The 17,817-nt window shown below is 60.4% G+C and carries 13 protein-coding genes; 5 read left to right on the top strand and 8 right to left on the bottom strand.

Features of this window, described 5'->3' with window-relative positions:
• Positions 1 to 8: 8 nt before the first annotated feature.
• Both NF676_RS14550 and NF676_RS14555 read right to left on the bottom strand, forming a co-directional pair.
• On the bottom strand, positions 9 to 1,475 hold the full coding sequence (locus tag NF676_RS14550; RefSeq protein ID WP_236169046.1) for a hypothetical protein: 1,467 nt from the start codon (positions 1,473 to 1,475) through the stop codon (positions 9 to 11).
• A gap of 551 nt (positions 1,476 to 2,026) precedes the next feature.
• Entirely contained in the window at positions 2,027 to 3,049 is a 1,023-nt protein-coding gene (locus NF676_RS14555) for a zinc-dependent alcohol dehydrogenase family protein (protein ID WP_095180096.1), read from the bottom strand.
• 270 nt (positions 3,050 to 3,319) lie between these two features.
• Between NF676_RS14555 and NF676_RS14560 the strand changes: the two genes are divergently transcribed.
• Positions 3,320 to 4,234: a LysR family transcriptional regulator gene (locus tag NF676_RS14560; protein WP_016774850.1), complete on the top strand. Its 915-nt coding sequence runs from the start codon at positions 3,320 to 3,322 to the stop codon at positions 4,232 to 4,234.
• Positions 4,235 to 4,240: 6 nt separating this feature from the next.
• On the opposite strand, the gene NF676_RS14565 is transcribed toward NF676_RS14560, so the two are convergent.
• The 3 genes from NF676_RS14565 to gcvA form a co-directional block, all read right to left on the bottom strand.
• On the bottom strand, positions 4,241 to 5,002 hold the full coding sequence (locus NF676_RS14565; RefSeq protein WP_252867677.1) for an SDR family oxidoreductase: 762 nt from the start codon (positions 5,000 to 5,002) through the stop codon (positions 4,241 to 4,243).
• A 29-nt stretch (positions 5,003 to 5,031) separates the two neighbouring features.
• Positions 5,032 to 5,859, bottom strand: coding sequence for an EamA family transporter (locus NF676_RS14570; protein ID WP_252886270.1), 828 nt, complete (start codon positions 5,857 to 5,859; stop codon positions 5,032 to 5,034).
• A 75-nt stretch (positions 5,860 to 5,934) separates the two neighbouring features.
• Positions 5,935 to 6,840: a transcriptional regulator GcvA gene (gene gcvA, locus NF676_RS14575; RefSeq protein ID WP_252886271.1), complete on the bottom strand. Its 906-nt coding sequence runs from the start codon at positions 6,838 to 6,840 to the stop codon at positions 5,935 to 5,937.
• 370 nt (positions 6,841 to 7,210) lie between these two features.
• Between gcvA and mexE the strand changes: the two genes are divergently transcribed.
• From mexE to NF676_RS14590, 3 genes are read left to right on the top strand one after another with little or no spacing between them, the layout of a single operon-like run.
• Complete coding sequence (gene mexE / locus NF676_RS14580; protein ID WP_039761553.1) at positions 7,211 to 8,464, top strand: multidrug efflux RND transporter periplasmic adaptor subunit MexE; 1,254 nt, start codon at positions 7,211 to 7,213, stop codon at positions 8,462 to 8,464.
• A 15-nt stretch (positions 8,465 to 8,479) separates the two neighbouring features.
• Positions 8,480 to 11,671, top strand: coding sequence for an efflux RND transporter permease subunit (locus NF676_RS14585; RefSeq protein WP_024013078.1), 3,192 nt, complete (start codon positions 8,480 to 8,482; stop codon positions 11,669 to 11,671).
• Entirely contained in the window at positions 11,668 to 13,089 is a 1,422-nt protein-coding gene (locus NF676_RS14590; RefSeq protein WP_252886272.1) for an efflux transporter outer membrane subunit, read from the top strand. The genes NF676_RS14585 and NF676_RS14590 overlap by 4 nt, the downstream gene beginning before the upstream one ends.
• 202 nt (positions 13,090 to 13,291) lie before the next feature.
• On the opposite strand, the gene NF676_RS14595 is transcribed toward NF676_RS14590, so the two are convergent.
• From NF676_RS14595 to NF676_RS14605, 3 genes are read right to left on the bottom strand one after another with little or no spacing between them, the layout of a single operon-like run.
• Positions 13,292 to 14,221 (bottom strand): HlyD family secretion protein, encoded by a 930-nt coding sequence (locus tag NF676_RS14595; RefSeq protein ID WP_435406606.1) that lies wholly within the window; start codon positions 14,219 to 14,221, stop codon positions 13,292 to 13,294.
• Between the two features lie 25 nt (positions 14,222 to 14,246).
• On the bottom strand, positions 14,247 to 14,447 hold the full coding sequence (locus NF676_RS14600) for a DUF1656 domain-containing protein (protein ID WP_016774855.1): 201 nt from the start codon (positions 14,445 to 14,447) through the stop codon (positions 14,247 to 14,249).
• Positions 14,437 to 16,572, bottom strand: coding sequence for an FUSC family protein (locus NF676_RS14605; RefSeq protein WP_252886274.1), 2,136 nt, complete (start codon positions 16,570 to 16,572; stop codon positions 14,437 to 14,439). The genes NF676_RS14600 and NF676_RS14605 overlap by 11 nt, the downstream gene beginning before the upstream one ends.
• A 171-nt stretch (positions 16,573 to 16,743) precedes the next feature.
• On the opposite strand from NF676_RS14605, the gene NF676_RS14610 reads away from it, so the two are divergent.
• The gene (locus NF676_RS14610) at positions 16,744 to 17,799 is read left to right on the top strand and encodes a tetratricopeptide repeat protein (RefSeq protein WP_252886275.1); all 1,056 of its coding nucleotides are present in this window, start codon (positions 16,744 to 16,746) and stop codon (positions 17,797 to 17,799) included.
• Positions 17,800 to 17,817 lie beyond the last annotated feature (18 nt).

The following is a 17,817-nucleotide window of genomic DNA, read 5'->3' on the forward strand; positions in this document are numbered from 1 at the left end:
GCTCACCGTCAGCGTTCCGTCGACCGCTCGAACGGCGCAGCCGAACGCGCCTCGTCCGAACCCGAACTCTCCGAGGAGAATTGCGCAGGTGCATCAATCTGCACAGGGCCCATTGCATACAGGCGGTTCAACAGCCTGACTGGCAAGCCGCTGACTTCCGTCAGCCACTTCATCACCTGCTCAGGTGCGTGCAGACCCTGCATGGCGCGGTGCAGGTCCGGCATGGCGACCAGCATGCCGGGATGACAATTGCGCAGGAAGCGTTCGAGACCTTTGCCGTTGTCGATGAACGGCGCAAACAGCAGGCACGCCAACTGCGTTTCGGTCAATCCGAAACCATTGCTGAGGTAATCCTCGGCAAGCATCCGCAGTTGTTCTGGCCCGCCGGCGTTGTCGTAGCTGGCCAGCAAGTGCTCGCAGACGGTTTCGGCAACCTGCTTTCGCCGCATGTCGGCCAGCGTGTGCCGGACGTAATCGTCGATGCCCGCCTCATAGGCGCGCCCTTCGATGAACCGTGCATACAACCCTCGCACGTGTGCCGAGATCAGAGGATCAGCAAACACCGCTTCGCCTTGGTACAGCGCCAGATCATCAGGTTCATAACCGAGAAACTCGCCCAACAGCGGCCAGCGGTCCTCGAGCTTGCCGACCATCATGTCGTTGATGTCGATAAAACTGGTGCGCCGGCAGGCTTCGAATTCACCTTCCGGCCGCCACACGGTCCGGTCATCATCGGCACGCAGTTCCCGGTAAAAGTCATCACCGAGCTCGTCGAGCAGAGGAAAAAGCGTTTCGAATCCGGCATTGACCAGGCCTGGAGCCGGTATTGCCACTCGCTGCATCGCGCGGTTCAAGCCTTCGAGGAAATGCTGCTGACTGCCTTTGGTTTCGGTGCTGATCATGGCATCGACGCCGTTGTTCCAGCGCGCGATCTGGCTGTAGTACTCGGCCGTCGCCAGGTAGGCGTCATCCCATAATTCAGGTGTTTCCAGCCAGGTGCGACAGTGCCCCACCAGCAGCAGACTGACCCGGCTGGCCTCGCGCCCTTCATTGCTGACAGGCGTGCGATGGTCGAACGGCAGGACCTCGCGGTTATCCACCATCAGCACCTCGACCCGCGGATCGTCATAAAGGAATAGCGCGCTGTAGCTGCGATGCAGGTTTTGCAGGGCGAGCGGGCTGTCGCCATTCCAGCGCAGGGAAGCCACGCGCAGCTGAAAGGTCGCCGGAGCACGGCCGGCAATGGTCAACTGAGCGGCCCGGAGCAAGGCCAGGGTATAGCAGCCGTCCCGCAGGCCGGACTGAGGCACCAGCACCTTGAACTGCCCGATGTTTTCCATGCCGCCAGCGGCCACCACCAGGCGCTGTATCAGCAATTGCAATGCCGTGCGCTCGGCTCGGGAAAAGAAACTCAGCAAACGCTGCAATACTTGCTGATAGACATAGTTCATTGCCTGATCATGGATCGTGCTCATCGGTATTTACCCGGTATAAAAAGTTTCATGCCGCACAGACATGACAGTAGGCGCGCGGCAATTGGATCAATAAGTAATAGACGCTGAAATGCTAACACTTACAAAGTTGTAGTTATTTGAAACACTTCACCTGAACAAAGCCTTCCAGATGCCAGACTGGACGCTCAACCACCCGTATTCATTGGCCTTTCGCCACTCAACAATGTTCTGAGGAAACTTCCCACAACGTCCCACGCCAAATCATTACAAGAAAAAGAGAAGCAACTTCCGAATCGCCCTACAGCAATTAAACAGAAATTGACGAAGCCAGCTGAGCCAGCCATTTGATATTGCCTCGGACAAATTGAATGCACAGCCATAGCTCATTCCTTGAGATGAAAGTAATCATTCAATTATCAGTGCTTATAGTGTGATTAGAAGATACAGATGAACGGCAAAAACCAGTTCAGTTGCTGAAAAGGCCAATGCTTCGATATCGGGGAGGGTTTACTGACAGCGGAGGGTATAAACAGAAAAGAGTCCGTGGGGGCCACGGACTCTGATGGGTGGATTTACGCGGTTTCCACTTGCAGGGCCACTCGCTCGCGGCATGGGCATTCGTCCATGTAGCGATGCGCTTCGACGAACTCGTTGAACGGGAATACACGCGTCTTGAGCGGCAAAAGCACGCGGTCAGCGGTCAACTGATTGATGTCACGCAAAGCACGCTGCAGAGCGACGTGGTCCTGGACAATGCCCAGCTCCGGCTTGCCGGTGAAGTTGCCGATGCAGTGCACAAAGAACTGAATGTTCTTCTGGAACGCTGCACACGCCGGGAACGGGGTCTGGTTACCACCTTGCAGCCCGTACAGCACCAGACTGCCGCGTGGCGCCAGCACATCGCCGAGCAACGACATCTGCGGACCGCCAAGACCATCGAACACCACATCGACGCCGCGGTTGTCGGTGATCTTGTTGATGCGCATCAACAGATCTTCCTCTTCTGTGACGATGACCTTCTCCGCACCGAGGGACAGCAGGTACTCCCGCTCCTCCGCCGATTTGGTCGCCGCGATCACTCGCACACCCAGCGCCTTGCCCAATTGAACAAAAGACGGGCCGGCGCAGTGGCTGGCGTCAGTCACCAGCGCAAATTGACCCGGTTTGACCCGTGCCAGATCGGCATAAGCGAAGTAGGCGATCAGCAGCGGCGTGTAATGCACGCTCGCTTCGATCGGGCTGAGCACATCTGGATAACGGGTCAGCGCGGTGCGCGGCAGGACGATCGACTCGCCGTACACCGGATAGTCGTTCGGGCTTTCCGCCGGAAAACTGGCCACTTTGTCGCCGACGGACAGGTCTTCGACATCAGCGCCCACCGCAGTGACCACGCCAGCCATTTCATGACCGAGGCCCGAAGGCAGACGTGCCTGGGACGACGCCAGATTCTGGCGCCACAGGGTGTCGTACCAACTGATGCCGATTGCCTCGACACGCACCTGCACTTCGCCAGGACCTGGCTGAGCAGCCGCATGCTCTTCGCATTTGAGCACCTCGGCCGGACCAAACTTGTGAAAACGGATCGTGCGGGACATCGCAAACCTCGTCAAAGTAACCTCTAATGCCATGAACTCTATCTGGGCTTTGGACCCAAGACCATCAGTGGCTATTAATAGTCGACATGCCTGTCATTGATTCCGCATCAAGGGCGGCATTGGCAAAATCCATGAAAAAAGGCCTGCCACCGTCGCAGTAAAGCTGAATTTTCCGGTGCAGAGTACCAGCCTTTCCCCGTAAGATTCATGCCGGCCATTGTTCTCATATGGCCGCCCTCGTCAAGTTTGATGACTCTGCCAGGACTCCAGATGAATCGTAATGACCTGCGTCGTGTCGACCTGAACCTGCTGATCGTGTTCGAAACATTGATGCACGAACGCAGTGTGACTCGGGCCGCGGAAAAATTGTTCCTCGGCCAACCGGCTATCAGTGCGGCGCTGTCGCGCCTGCGCAGCCTGTTTGACGATCCCTTGTTTGTCCGCACCGGTCGCAGCATGGAACCTTCCGCGCGCGCGGTGGAAATCTTCGCCCTGCTCTCGCCTGCCCTTGATTCGATCTCGACCGCCGTCAGTCGTGCCGCCGATTTTGATCCGGCGACCAGCACCTCGGTGTTTCGCATCGGTTTGTCCGACGACGTCGAATTCGCGCTGCTGCCCATGCTGCTCAAACGTCTGCGCGCCGAAGCACCGGGCATTGTCCTCGTGGTACGGCGGGTCAATTACATCCTGATGCCGGGCCTGCTGGCCTCCGGCGAGATTTCGATCGGCGTCAGCTACACCACCGACCTGCCGGCCAACGCCAAGCGCAAGGTCCTGCGCCGCAGCGCACCGAAGCTGCTGCGCGCCGACACCGTGCCGGGGCCGCTGAGCCTGGACGACTACTGCGCCCGACCGCATGCACTGGTGTCGTTTGCTGGTGACCTCAGTGGTTTTGTCGATGAAGAACTGGAAAAACTCGGACGCAAACGGCACGTGGTGCTGGCGGTGCCACAGTTCAACGGACTGGGCACGCTGCTGGCGGGCACCGATATCGTCGCGACCGTGCCGGATTACACGGCTGAGGCACTGACGGCGGCTGGAGGGCTTCGTGCTGAAGATCCGCCGCTGCCGACGCGGACCTTTGAATTGCACATGGCATGGCGTGGGTCGCAGGATAACGACCCGGGAGAGCGGTGGTTGAGGTCGCGGATTCAGATGTTTTTTGGCGATCCGGATAGTCTGTAGCCGGACCTACTTGCCACCCGTCACATCCAGAAAAGTCCCGGTGACAAACGAAGCATCCGCGCTGGCCAGCCACAAGATGGCCCGCGCCACCTCTTCCGGCTGACCGCCCCGGCCCATCGGGATCGACTCCTTCACGCGATCCACCCGCCCCGGTTCGCCGCCGCTGGCGTGCATATCGGTATAGATGTGCCCCGGGCGAATGCAGTTGACCCGAATTCCCTCGCGCGCAACTTCCTTGGCAAAGCCGATGGTGAAAGTTTCCAGCGCGCCTTTCGATGCTGCGTAGTCGACGTATTCATTCGGGCTACCCAGGCGCGCCGAGGCAGAAGAAACGTTGATCACTGCGCCACCTGTGCCGCCGTGCCGGTAAGCCATGCGCTTCACCGCCTGCTGCGCGCACAGGATCGGCCCAAGCGCATTGACTGCGAAGATGCGCTGCATGCGTTCGAATCTCAGGTCCTCCATGCGTGACTGCTTCGCCAGCACGCCAGCGTTATTGACCAGAACGTCGATACGCCCGAATGTACGATCAATGGCCGAGAACAGCTCAGCGACCTGCTCAGGGTCAGCGCTGTCAGCACGCACCGCCAGCGCCTTTCGCCCCAACGCTTCGATATCCGCCACCACCGCCATCGCGGCAGACTCGTTGGCAACGTAGCTGATGGCAACGTCATAGCCTTGCGCGGCGGCGAGCCGGGCGGTGGCGGCGCCGACTCCGCGACTGCCGCCGGTGATCAGAATCAGCGGTGCTTGCGAGACTTTATCCATGCGACGTTCTCCTGAGCAGTTGGCCTATGTCAGCCGATGATGATGGCGCCGCTGGCGATGACCACGCATGCCAGCATCCTGCGGACGGTGAGCTTTTCACCGAGGAACAAATAGCCGAGCAATGCCGCGAACAGCACGCTGGTTTCACGCAGGGCCGACACCGCGCCCAGTGGCGCTTCGTTCATCGCGTAGATAACGATTGCGTAAGCCAGTAAGGAAACCAGTCCGCCGCCCACAGCGGCGAGCATGTCGGGCCGTACGGAAAACAGACTGCGGGCGTCGCGCAGGCCGATATACACCAATGGCATCAACACACCCCACAGGGCGCTCATCCACACCGTGTACGCGAGCGGCGCACCGGACAGCCTGGCGCCAATGCCATCGACGACGCTGTAGGCGGCGATGAAACAACCGGTGCCCAGCGCATACGGCAGGCTCGGCACGGACAGGCTGCGCCCTCGGAACGCCAACGAGATGATCCCCCCGGACACCAGACCAATGCCGAGCAGTTCGCCGGGGGTTATGGTTTCGCCGGCAAACAGCGCGGCGCCGAGGGTGATCAGCGCCGGCGACGACCCACGGGAAATCGGATAGATCTGCCCTAGATCGCCGACCCGATAGCTGCGCACCAGAAACAGGTTGTAGCCGACATGCAGCAGTGCCGAGAGCAGCGCGTAACCCCAGCTCTCAGGTGCAGGCGCGGCCATGAAAAAGGCGGCGATGGCGCAGACGATGGCGATGGCCACGCACATCATCGTCATCGACCAGAGCCGATCGGCGCCACCGCGCAGCAGCGCGTTCCAGCTGGCGTGCAGGAGCGCGGCGAACAGAACGAGGAGTACGAGATGGATTGGCATGCAGCATTCTAGGCATCCCTGGCATTGGCCTTACAGTGAAGTCTCCTCATTACACCGTGAGCAATTACTCATACTTCAGCGCTGTGCGCTCTGCACCTTCAACGCTTCACTGAGCAACCATTGACGAAATCTGAGGATGTGCGGCTGGGCTTCGATGCCTTTGGGACAGACGAAATAATAAGCAAGCGGCGAAGTGAACGGCACATCGAACAGCCTCACCAGACGGCCGTCGGCAATTTCATTTTCGACATGGCCGCTGCGCACCAACGCCACTCCCTGGCCGAGCAACGCAGCTTCCACCGTCATGTTGGTGTCGCCAAACCTGACGCCTTCGCGCAGCGGTAAAAACTCCAGCCCGACGGACTGAAACCACACCTCCCATTTCGGCGCCAACTCGGCGCCGTCGCGAATGAGTAACGGCATCTGCAGCAACTCGGCGGGACTGCCCGGCCTGCCGACGCGCTGCAGCAGTTCGGGACTGGCCACGGGAAACACCTGCTCACCGAACAGGAACTCCGAATACAGACCGGGATAATTGCCTTTGCCCAAGCGAATGGCGACATCGGCTTCGCCGCTGGCGAAATGGATGATCGTGTCCGTGGTATCCAGCGACACCAACAGTTCCGGGTGCAGGCGCGACAGATTCGGCAAGCGTGGCAGCAGCCACTTCAACGCGAACGAATAGGTGGTGCTGACAGTCAGGCGAACCCTGTCCTTTTGCTCGCGCAGATCCTCCAGCGTTGCTTCAAGGCTGATGAAAAACTCGCGCACGATCGGCGCCAGCGTCGCCCCCGCTGTTGTAAGGCGTAACGCCTTGCCGCGCTCGAACAATTGCAAGCCCCAAAGTTCTTCAAGGTGCCGGAGCTGATGACTGACGGCGCTCTGGGTCACGTGCAACTCTTGAGCGGCAGCGGTGAACGTCGGGTGCCGGGTGGCCACTTCGAAAGCCCGCAGGGTCGCGGTCGGGGGCAGGTCGCGCATAAAAATGATCCGGGGACGATAAATGTCAGAGCATGAGGTTGCGCTCATGTTAGAGCGAAACTCCCTTGGTTGCCCGTTCCGCGATATTGGCGTATTGCTCCGGCAAGTGGGCGAGGTGCTGGTAACAGCGAGGTATTTAATCGCCGGATAATCCTCCGCGCGCAGCGTCGGTCGCAATCATTGCAGATCAAGCAACACAGAATTGCCTTCAGGCCGATTGTTAGCCCCCTAACGAAAGGTGCATGCTAGAGGGCTGCCTCGGCGCTTATATCATTCCGAATGATAGTTACCTTTGCTTCATTCGATTCGTGCCATCACACCCGCGCCGAGCATCATCCGCCCATCTTCAATACTTCGGCGGATTGCATCCATGGAACAATCACTCAAACATTTGCGCTTCCCGTTGGCCATGCTGGCCGTACTGGTGATGAGCGCTTGCGGCAAAACTCCGGAGACTGCCGGCGCCCCGCCCGCTGCCAAAGTCAGCGTAGCCAAGGTGCTGGAACAACCGGTCAACGAGTGGGACGAATTTACCGGGCGCCTCGAAGCGCCGGAAACCGTTGAAATCCGCCCACGGGTTTCGGGCCAGATCGATCAGGTCGCGTTCACCGAAGGCGCGCTGGTCAAGAAAGGCGACCTGCTGTTCCAGATCGATCCGCGTCCGTTCCAGGCCGAGGTACGCCGCCTCGAAGCTCTGGTTGCTCAAGCCCGCGCCACCGCCACTCGCAGCGAAAACGAAGCCGCTCGCGGTGAACGTCTGCGTACCAGCAACGCCATTTCCGCTGAACTGGCCGACTCGCGCACCAGCGCTGCCCAAGAGGCCCGCGCCGCCGTCGGTGCTCTGCAGGCACAATTGGACCTGGCCAAACTGAATCTGAGCTTCACCCGCGTGACCGCACCGATCAGCGGCCGCGTCAGCCGCGCCGAAATCACTGCCGGCAACCTGGTGACCGCCGATACCACCGCACTGACCAGCGTCGTCTCCACCGACAAGGTCTACGCCTATTTCGACGCCGACGAACGCGTGTTCCTCAAATACACCCAACTGGCCCGCAACGGCCAGCGTGGCGCCACTACGCCGGTATACATGGGCCTGTCCAACGAAGACGGCAACCCGCACCTCGGCCAGATGAACTTCGTCGACAACCAGGTCAATCCGAAAACCGGCACCATCCGTGGTCGCGCAGTCTTCGACAACGCTGACGGCACCTACACCCCGGGCTTGTACGCACGGCTGAAACTGGTCGGCAGCGGCACCTACAACGCCATGCTGATCAATGACGAAGCCGTGGGCACTGACCTGGGCAAAAAGTTTGTGCTGGTAATGGATGGCGACAACAAGACCGCCTACCGCGCCGTCGAACTCGGTCCGAAGATCGAAGGCCTGCGCATCGTCCGCAACGGTCTGAACAAGGACGACACCATCATCGTCAAGGGCTTGCAACGAGTTCGTCCTGGCTCACCGGTCACCCCCGAGGTGATTCCGATGGCCAGCGAGCAGACCCTCGCCGCCCTCGCTCAACAACGTCAAGCGCTGGAAGCCAGCAACCTGCCCAAAGTTGCCCCTGCCAAGGGCGCATCGGGTTCGGCTGCGAAGCTGGCTGCTACGACCCCACGCGGTTAAGGGACGACAACTCCGATGAATTTTTCCCAATTCTTCATTTCCCGGCCGATCTTCGCAGCGGTGCTGTCGCTGTTGATCCTGATCGCCGGCGCGATCTCGCTGTTCCAGTTGCCGATCAGCGAATACCCGGAAGTCGTGCCGCCGACCGTGGTCGTGCGCGCCAACTTCCCGGGCGCCAACCCCAAAGTCATCGGTGAAACCGTGGCCGCTCCGCTGGAGCAGGCCATCACCGGCGTCGAGAACATGCTGTACATGTCCTCGCAGTCGACCGCCGACGGCAAGATCACCCTGACCATCACCTTCGCCCTGGGCACTGACCTGGACAACGCGCAGGTGCAGGTGCAGAACCGGGTGACCCGGACCGAGCCGAAGCTTCCCGAGGAAGTGACGCGCATCGGTATCACCGTCGACAAGGCTTCGCCCGACCTGACCATGGTTGTGCACTTGACCTCACCGGACAAGCGCTACGACATGCTCTACCTGTCCAACTACGCAATCCTCAACATCAAGGATGAGCTTGCTCGCCTGGGTGGTGTCGGTGACGTGCAGTTGTTCGGTATGGGCGACTACTCGCTACGCGTCTGGCTTGACCCGAACAAGACCGCTTCGCGCAATCTGACCGCCACCGATGTGGTGACCGCGATTCGCGAGCAGAACCGTCAGGTCGCCGCCGGTCAACTGGGCGCGCCCCCTGCCCCGACCGCACAAAGTTTCCAGCTGTCGGTCAACACTCAAGGCCGTCTGGTTTCCGAAGAAGAGTTCGAGAATATCGTCATTCGCGCAGGCGACGACGGTGAGATCACTCGCCTGAAGGACATCGCACGCATTGAACTGGGTTCCAGCCAATACGCCTTGCGCTCGCTGCTGAACAATCAGCCGGCTGTAGCGATTCCGATCTTCCAGCGTCCCGGTTCCAACGCCATCGACATTTCCAACGAAGTGCGCGGCAAGATGGAAGAGCTGAAGAAAGGCTTCCCGCAGGGCATGGACTACAGCATCGTGTATGACCCGACGATCTTCGTTCGTGGCTCGATCGAGGCGGTGGTTCACACCCTGTTCGAAGCGCTGATCCTTGTGGTGCTGGTGGTGATTCTGTTCCTGCAGACCTGGCGCGCCTCGATCATCCCGTTGGTGGCAGTGCCGGTATCGTTGATCGGTACGTTTGCGGTCATGCACCTGTTCGGTTTCTCGCTCAACGCCCTGTCGTTGTTTGGCCTGGTACTGGCCATCGGTATCGTGGTGGATGACGCCATCGTCGTGGTGGAAAACGTCGAACGGAACATCGAACTCGGCCTGACGCCGGTCGAAGCGACCAAGCGCGCCATGCGGGAAGTGACCGGGCCGATCGTGGCCACCGCACTGGTGCTGTGTGCGGTGTTCATTCCAGCGGCGTTCATTTCCGGCCTCACCGGGCAGTTCTACAAACAGTTCGCACTGACCATCGCTATCTCGACAGTGATCTCGGCGTTCAACTCGCTGACCTTGTCGCCAGCATTGGCCGCTGTGTTGCTGAAAAGTCACGACGCGCCGAAAGACCGTTTCTCGAAAGTGCTCGACAGAATCTTCGGTGGCTGGCTGTTCCGTCCGTTCAACCGCTTCTTCGATCGCGCCAGCCATGGCTACGTCGGCACCGTGCGCCGGGTCATCCGTAGCAGCGGCATCGCCCTGCTCGTATATGCAGGCCTGATGGTACTGACCTTCTTCGGTTTCTCCAGCACGCCGACCGGTTTCGTACCTGGCCAGGACAAACAATACCTGGTGGCGTTCGCGCAATTGCCGGATGCCGCGAGCCTGGATCGCACCGAAGACGTGATCAAGCGCATGTCTGACCTCGCGCTGAAACAGCCGGGCGTGGAAAGCGCCGTAGCGTTCCCGGGCCTGTCGATCAACGGCTTCACCAACAGCCCGAACGCCGGCATCGTCTTCGTGACGCTGAAACCGTTCGACGAGCGTAAAGACCCGAGCATGTCCGCCGGCGCGATTGCCGGCGCCTTGAACGGCCAGTACGCGAACATTCAGGAAGCGTACATGGCGATCTTCCCGCCACCGCCGGTACAAGGTCTGGGCACCATTGGTGGTTTCCGCCTGCAAATCGAAGACCGGGGCAACCTGGGCTACGACGAGCTGTACAAAGAAACCATGAACATCATCAACAAAAGCCACAACGTGCCGGAACTGGCCGGCCTGTTCACCAGCTACACGGTGAACGTGCCGCAGGTCGATGCCGCCATCGACCGTGAAAAAGCCAAGACCCACGGCGTGGCCGTCAGCGACATCTTCGACACCCTGCAGATCTACCTGGGTTCGCTGTATGCCAACGACTTCAACCGCTTCGGGCGCACCTATCAGGTCAACGTTCAGGCTGAACAGCAGTTCCGTCTTGAATCCGATCAGATTGGTCAGCTGAAAGTACGCAACAACAAAGGCGAAATGATCCCGCTGGCGACCTTCATCAAGGTCAGCGACACCTCGGGGCCGGATCGCGTGATGCACTACAACGGCTTCATCACCGCTGAAATCAACGGTGCCGCAGCCCCGGGCTACAGCTCTGGCCAGGCGGAAAAAGCCATCGAGAAACTACTCAAGGAAGAACTTCCGAACGGCATGACCTATGAGTGGACCGACCTGACCTACCAGCAGATTCTGTCCGGCAACACCGCGCTGTTCGTGTTCCCGCTCTGCGTACTGCTGGCGTTCCTGGTGCTCGCCGCCCAATACGAAAGCTGGAGCCTGCCACTGGCGGTGATCCTGATCGTACCGATGACGCTGCTGTCGGCCATCACCGGTGTGATCATTTCCGGCGGTGACAACAACATCTTCACCCAGATCGGCTTGATCGTACTGGTGGGACTTGCCTGTAAAAACGCGATTCTGATCGTCGAGTTCGCCAAGGATAAACAGGAAGAAGGCCTCGATCCGCTCGCTGCGGTGCTGGAAGCCTGCCGCCTGCGTCTGCGGCCGATCCTGATGACCTCCTTCGCGTTCATCATGGGTGTGGTGCCACTGGTGTTCTCCAGCGGCGCCGGTGCCGAAATGCGTCACGCCATGGGTGTCGCGGTGTTCTCCGGGATGCTCGGGGTGACCTTCTTCGGTCTGCTGCTGACGCCAGTGTTCTATGTACTGATCCGTAACTTTGTCGAACGCGGCGAGCAGCGCAAAGCAGCCAAGGCGCACACTCTTCAAAAGCCACTGGAGGCGCAACAATGAGTCTGAAAGTCTTCCTGCCGAGTCTGCTGGTGCTGGCCCTCAGCGCCTGCGCCGTCGGCCCCGACTACAAGACCCCAGCCACGGAGGCGGCCAACATCACGACCGCCACCGACGGCGCCGCCGGGCAAAAGAACTTCGACCGTTCGAAATTCGAAGGCATCTGGTGGCAGCAATTCGATGATCCGACACTCAACCAGTTGGTGACGCAATCGCTGCAAGGCAACCGTGAACTGCGCGTGGCGTTCGCCCGCTGGAAAGCCGCTCGGGCGATCCGCGACGACGCCAGCAATGACGCGATGCCGACCATCACCAGCCGCGCCAGCAGCGACCTGGGCAAGGGCCAGATTCCCGGCCAGACCACCAACCGGGTCAATAGCGAGCGCTATGACCTCGGTCTGGACATGGCCTGGGAGCTCGACCTGTTCGGCCGCATCCAGCGCAATCTGGAAGCCAGTGACGCCGACCAGCAGGCCGCCGAAGCCGATCTGTACCAGTTGCAAGTCACCATGATTGCCGAACTGGTCGACGCCTACGGTCAACTGCGCGGCGCTCAGCTGCGGGAAAAAATCGCCGTGGCCAACCTCAACAACCAGCAGGAGTCGCGCAAGATCACCATCAGCCTGCGTGACGCCGGTGTCGGTGATCAGCTCGATGTCGAACGCGCCGATGCGCGTCTGGCCAACGTCGAAGCCACGGTGCCGCAGCTGCAGGCGGAACAGGTTCGGCAGAAAAACCGTATCGCTACCCTGCTCGGTGAGCGCCCGGACAAACTGACCGTTGATCTGAGCCCGAAAGATCTGCCGGCCATCGCCAAGGCGCTGCCGATCGGTGATCCGGGTGAACTGCTGCAACGTCGTCCGGACATTCTCAGCGCCGAACGGCAATTGGCTTCGGCCACTGCGCGCATCGGCGTGGCCAAGGCCGACCTGTTCCCGCGGGTCAGCCTCAGCGGCTTCCTCGGCTGGACCGCCGGACGTGGCTCGCAGATCGGTTCCTCGGCAGCCAACGCCTGGGCACTCGGCCCGAGCATCACCTGGGCTGCGTTTGACCTCGGCAGCGTCCGCGCCCGTTTGCGCGGTGCCGATGCTGACGCCGAAGGCGCGCTGGCCAACTACGAGCAACAGGTGCTGCTGGCGCTGGAAGAATCGGAAAATGCCTTCAGCGATTACGGCAAGCGTCAGCAACGTTTGATCTCGCTGATCCGTCAGAGCGAATCGAGTCGCAAGGCCGCTGATCTGGCGGAAATCCGCTACCGCGAAGGCACCACCGATTTCCTCGTCCTGCTCGACGCCCAACGTGAGCGCCTGAACGCCGAAGACAGTCAGGCACAGGCCGAAGTCGAGCTGTATCGCGGTATCGTCGCGATATACAAGGCCCTCGGCGGTGGCTGGCAACCGGAGACGGTCGCCAGCAAGTAAAGGTTGTTAAAGAGCTCCTTTGGTTGGCCGCAACCAACCAAATTTTTTGCCCCGCGTATCATTCGGTCGCGGGGTTTTTTTATGCCTGTTTGCAGCACTGGGATTTTTTGTGGGAGCGAGCCTGCTCGCGAAAGCGTCAGGTCAGACATATCAGCGGTGGCTGATACTCTGCCTTCGCGAGCAGGCTCGCTCCCACAATGGATCAGCGGTGATCCTCCAGGACGGTGACAGTGGCGGTTGTACCGGCGCGCAGGCGATGCTTGCCGGTAAAGTCGCCATCGATGCCGATACGCACCGGCACCCGTTGCGCCAGTTTCACCCAGGTGTAACTCGGGTTGATGTTCGCCAGCAGACGACTGCCCGGCGCGTTTTCGCGGTCGGCGATGGCGAAGGCGATGCTTTCCACTGTGCCGCCGAAGCGCTCACCACTCATCAATTGAATGCGTACCCGATCACCCTCCGCGATTCGCGGCAGCTTGGTTTCTTCGAAATAGCCGCTGACGTAGAACGAATCGCTGTCGACCAACGCCAGCAGTGCCCCGCCCGCCTGTGCGTAATCACCTTGGCGGGTAAGCAGGTTGGTGACATAACCGCTGACCGGCGATTCGACGCGGGTGCGCTGCAAATCCAGTTCAGCCTGGGTCAGCGCGGCAATTGCCAGTTGCACATTGGCTTCGGCCAAGCCGAGGTTGGCCTGATTGCGCAGCAGATCCGCTTGGGCAACCGCCACGTCGGTACTGGCCTTCTCCCATTCCTCACCGGAAATGGCGAAGCCCTGCTTCAGCGTGCGGCGCCGGCGCTCCTCGCTCTGGCGTTGCTTGAGCAACGCTTCACTGGCGACGATTGCCGCTTGCGATTGCCCCAGCGAAGCCTTGGACACTTCAACCGAGCGTCGGGCATGCTCGACCGCCAGTTGATAGCGCGCCGGATCGATCTCCAGCAACAATTGACCTTTGTCGACATGCTGGTTGTCCTGCACCGCCAGTTTGACGATACGCCCCGAAACATCCGCCGACAGCGTCACCACATCCGCCCTCACCCGAGCATCCCGTGTCCACGGCGCGCGGGTGTAATACTCCCAGGCAAACCAGCCGAGGACGATCGCCAGGATCACCACTGCCACGGTCATCATTCGTGCAACTAGTGCTTTCAAGACATCAGGCTCCCATCAACAGAATCAGCGTGGCGCAGACACAGGCGTACAGCGCGCCTTCGAACAGCGCTTCATGCCAGACCAGGCGCAGTACGCCCAGGCGGCGCAAGCACCAGTCCAGCAACATGAAAATCGGGATCGCCAGTAACAGAGCCTGGGCAATCGGCGGCAGATAAACCCCGCCAATTTCGAAATCAATGGGCAAGTTGCGGTTCTCCTTCCAGACCTTGAGGTTGCAAATGTTCGCCGTGGCGCTCGAGGAACGACACCACAATCAGCAGCGCCACACGCATGCGAAAAACCGACCATAAATGTTCATGGCTGGCGGCGTGCAGCTCGTCCAGCTCATCTCCGAGTTGGTGCAACGTCGCCAGCAGCGCCGGGAGCTGCACATCAGCGCGTCCGGCAACCAGGCGACCGGTCTTGCGTAACGTCGATGCCAGGCGCTGGCTGAACGCATCGGTGAGTAACGCGTTGTTCTGCGCCTGCTGCCTCAGCTGATGCATGGCCACGCCCAGGGCTACGCAAGCCAGGCTGATTTCATACAAGCGTTGCATGGCGCGATCGTTTGCCGCTGGCAGCAGGCCGAGCATGCTGGTCAGGCGATCGGTCATCCGACTCTCGAAGGCGAATTGTTGTTCATCGGTGGCCGGCATTTTGCTCAGTTGGTACACCTGCTCCCGCGCTTCGCCGTACAGGCGCCGGATGCGCAAGCCCGGGCGGAACGGGAAGATCAGCGCATAAACGATCAGGGCCAGCATCGCTGCACTGACGTAGGCGCCGGCGAATTCGAACCATTGGATCGCCGTATTCTGCCCAGTGCCGGTGTTTTGCGGTCCGAGCATTAGAAAACTCGACAGCCCCAGGCCCATGCCGATACCGGCGGTGGCCGGACTGGAAATGCCCACGGCAATGGCATACAGCAGCGGCGCCAGCAGCAAGGCCAGCAGCTCGAAATCACTGATCGCGGGCACCAGCATGAATTGATAGAACGCCGACACTACCAGCGCCAGACCCAAGCCTCGCGCATAGCTTTGCGCAGCCATCAGCGGACGCGGAAAAGTCGCCATCAGCGAGCAGAGAATTCCCACCAGAATCATTCCGCCGCGCGCACCATCCCACGCCGTTTCGATCCAGATCAATCCGCTGACCAACAGCGCGGTAAAGGCGCGAATGGCGTTCATCGAGGCCAGGGTGAAATCCAGATGCAACGGACTGCTCTGGCCGCGATATAGGCAACTGGCCGGGCGCCCTTCCTGAATGGCGTCGCTCAGTTCGAGAATCTGCTCCAGTTGCTGCAGCAGGCGCGCCTGCTCCCAACGCAGCGCCCAGGCCAGTGAACGCAGGGCCGCACTCATGTTCTCGGTCTGCTGCTCGGCCTTGTACGCCAACGCTTCGAACTGTTGCTGCAAGGTGACGAAACGTTGCCGGTCCGCGCCAGACAGCGCACGACCCTGTTGCGCCAGTTGCTCAAGCAACGCCAGTTCCTCGGCCCGCAGTTGCTGCACCTCCAGCGGCAGATCGCCCTCCCAGCGTTCGATGAGCAATTCGCGCTGATGCCGTAGCGCGGTCAGTCGCGAGGTCAGCAGCATCAGTTGATTGCCCAGCAGCAACACCAGATTGTCGGCATCGCGCAAACGTGGGGCATCGAAATACAAATGGCGCCGCAACCCCTCCAATGCGCTGATCTCGCCGAGCAATTGCATCTGCCGACGCTGAAAATCGGCTTCGCTTTCTTCCGTGCGAAGCACTTCGGCGGCGTGGCTGGCGGCCAGTTTGATCACCTGATCGATTTTGGCGAAATAACCTTTGGCCACTGCTTCAGGCCGGGCTGTGAGCAGGCTCACCACGCACACGCAGGCAACGGCCAGCAGGGTTTCGGTGACGCGGGTGACCGCTAGCAAAAACGTGCCTTCCTGATCCGGGATCGCCAGCAAGGCCACCACCACTGCGGTGTAGCCACTGAGCACGAACGCCTGGGAACTGGTGTAGCGCAACAAGGTGCCGCCCGCTGTGCACAGCGCCAGCCACAACGCCAATGTCGTGATGAACGGCAGCGGCGCCTGAGGAAAAATCGCCATGATCAGCACCGCCACCGCGGCACCCACGGTGGTGCCGATCACCTGGCCGAAACTGCGCGCCAGTGCCATCCCTGCCAATGGCTGACTGACAATCACCACAGCCATGATCGACCACTTCGGTTGTTCGAGATCGAAAATGAACGCCAGATATAGGGTCAACAGCCCGGCGGCGATGGTCCGCAGGGCAAACAGCAGAACAGCCTGACCGGGATGGATCAAAGCCTTGAAATAAGCGAACAGCGCTGGCATGGGCACACTCTTTAAAACGACTTCTGCAAGCGTAGACATTCCAGCAAAAGCCTGACGGATTTCACAGTCGACACGTGTTGTAGGACGATTCGCTGGCAACGGTTTGACTCACGCGCCAAGCTGAACGAAGCTTGCCGCTCTGCTCAAGTTCGAAGCTTTCGGAAACCCCGCATGACTCAGTCCCGCCGCAACCTGCTGATCGGCCTAGGCCTCGTACTGATCCTCGGCGTCGTCTGGCTGTCATGGCGCAGCAGCACACCGACCATCCCCGATGCTATCAAACATGGCTACAGCGAAGCGCTGAACGCCGCGCGCACTGGTGAACCCGGAGCGGCGCGCCAGTTGTACCAGCAATTGGGCCGCCCGGACATCTCGGTCAAACGCCGGGTCTGGCTGCACGGCGAGCTGCCCAACTACCCCAGCCCGCAGGCCTTGAAACTGGCTGACATCGACCTGCATCACGAAGCACCGCAAGTGCGCGTCGCAGCGATCAAAAGCATCGTCGGTCTGGTGCCCGGCGGGCAACGCAGTCTGCTGCTCGGACCGTTGCTCGATGATGAAGAACAAACTGTCCGTTTTGCCGCGATCAACGCCCTGCTCGGCCTGGCCCCGGACGAGCTCGGTCTGTATTTCGCACCGCTACAGCAGGCCATCGACGGCTGGCAACAGACCTTGGAAAGCCAGCCGGAAAGCGCCGCCAACTACGCGCAACTGGCCCGTCTCTATATCCACAACGCCGAATACAAACAGGCCCAACAGGCGTTGGACAATACCTTGCGTCTGGAACCGGGCAACCTGCCAGCGCTGGTCATGCAGATCGATGTGCTCGACCGCCAGGGCCAGAGCGATGCCGCTCGCCAGTTGCTCGCACGTCAACTCAAGGCGCAGCCTGCTTCCGCCTATCTGCAACATGCCCTCGGCCTGTGGCTGCTGCACCACGGCCAGCGCGAATACGCCCTGCTCGGCCTGTCCAAAGCGGTAGAACTGGAGCCGGACAACAAGGATTATCGCTACGACCTCGCCACCACTCTGCACAGCGCGGAAGAACTGGAAGCGGCGCAAAAACAGCTGCAGGAAATCGTCCAGCGCCACCCCGCCGACCGCAAGGCGCGGGTGTTGCTGATCAACTACTGGAAGGAAAGCGGCCAACTGCAGAATGTGCAGATCCTGTTGGCGCAACTGGAGCAGCTGAATCCGGACGACCCGGCCCTGCAACAAGGTCTTTAATCCAGTCAGGGCGGACTC

It is taken from the genome of Pseudomonas siliginis, from assembly GCF_024072275.1.
In the GTDB taxonomy this organism is placed as follows: Bacteria; Pseudomonadota; Gammaproteobacteria; order Pseudomonadales; family Pseudomonadaceae; genus Aquipseudomonas; species Aquipseudomonas siliginis.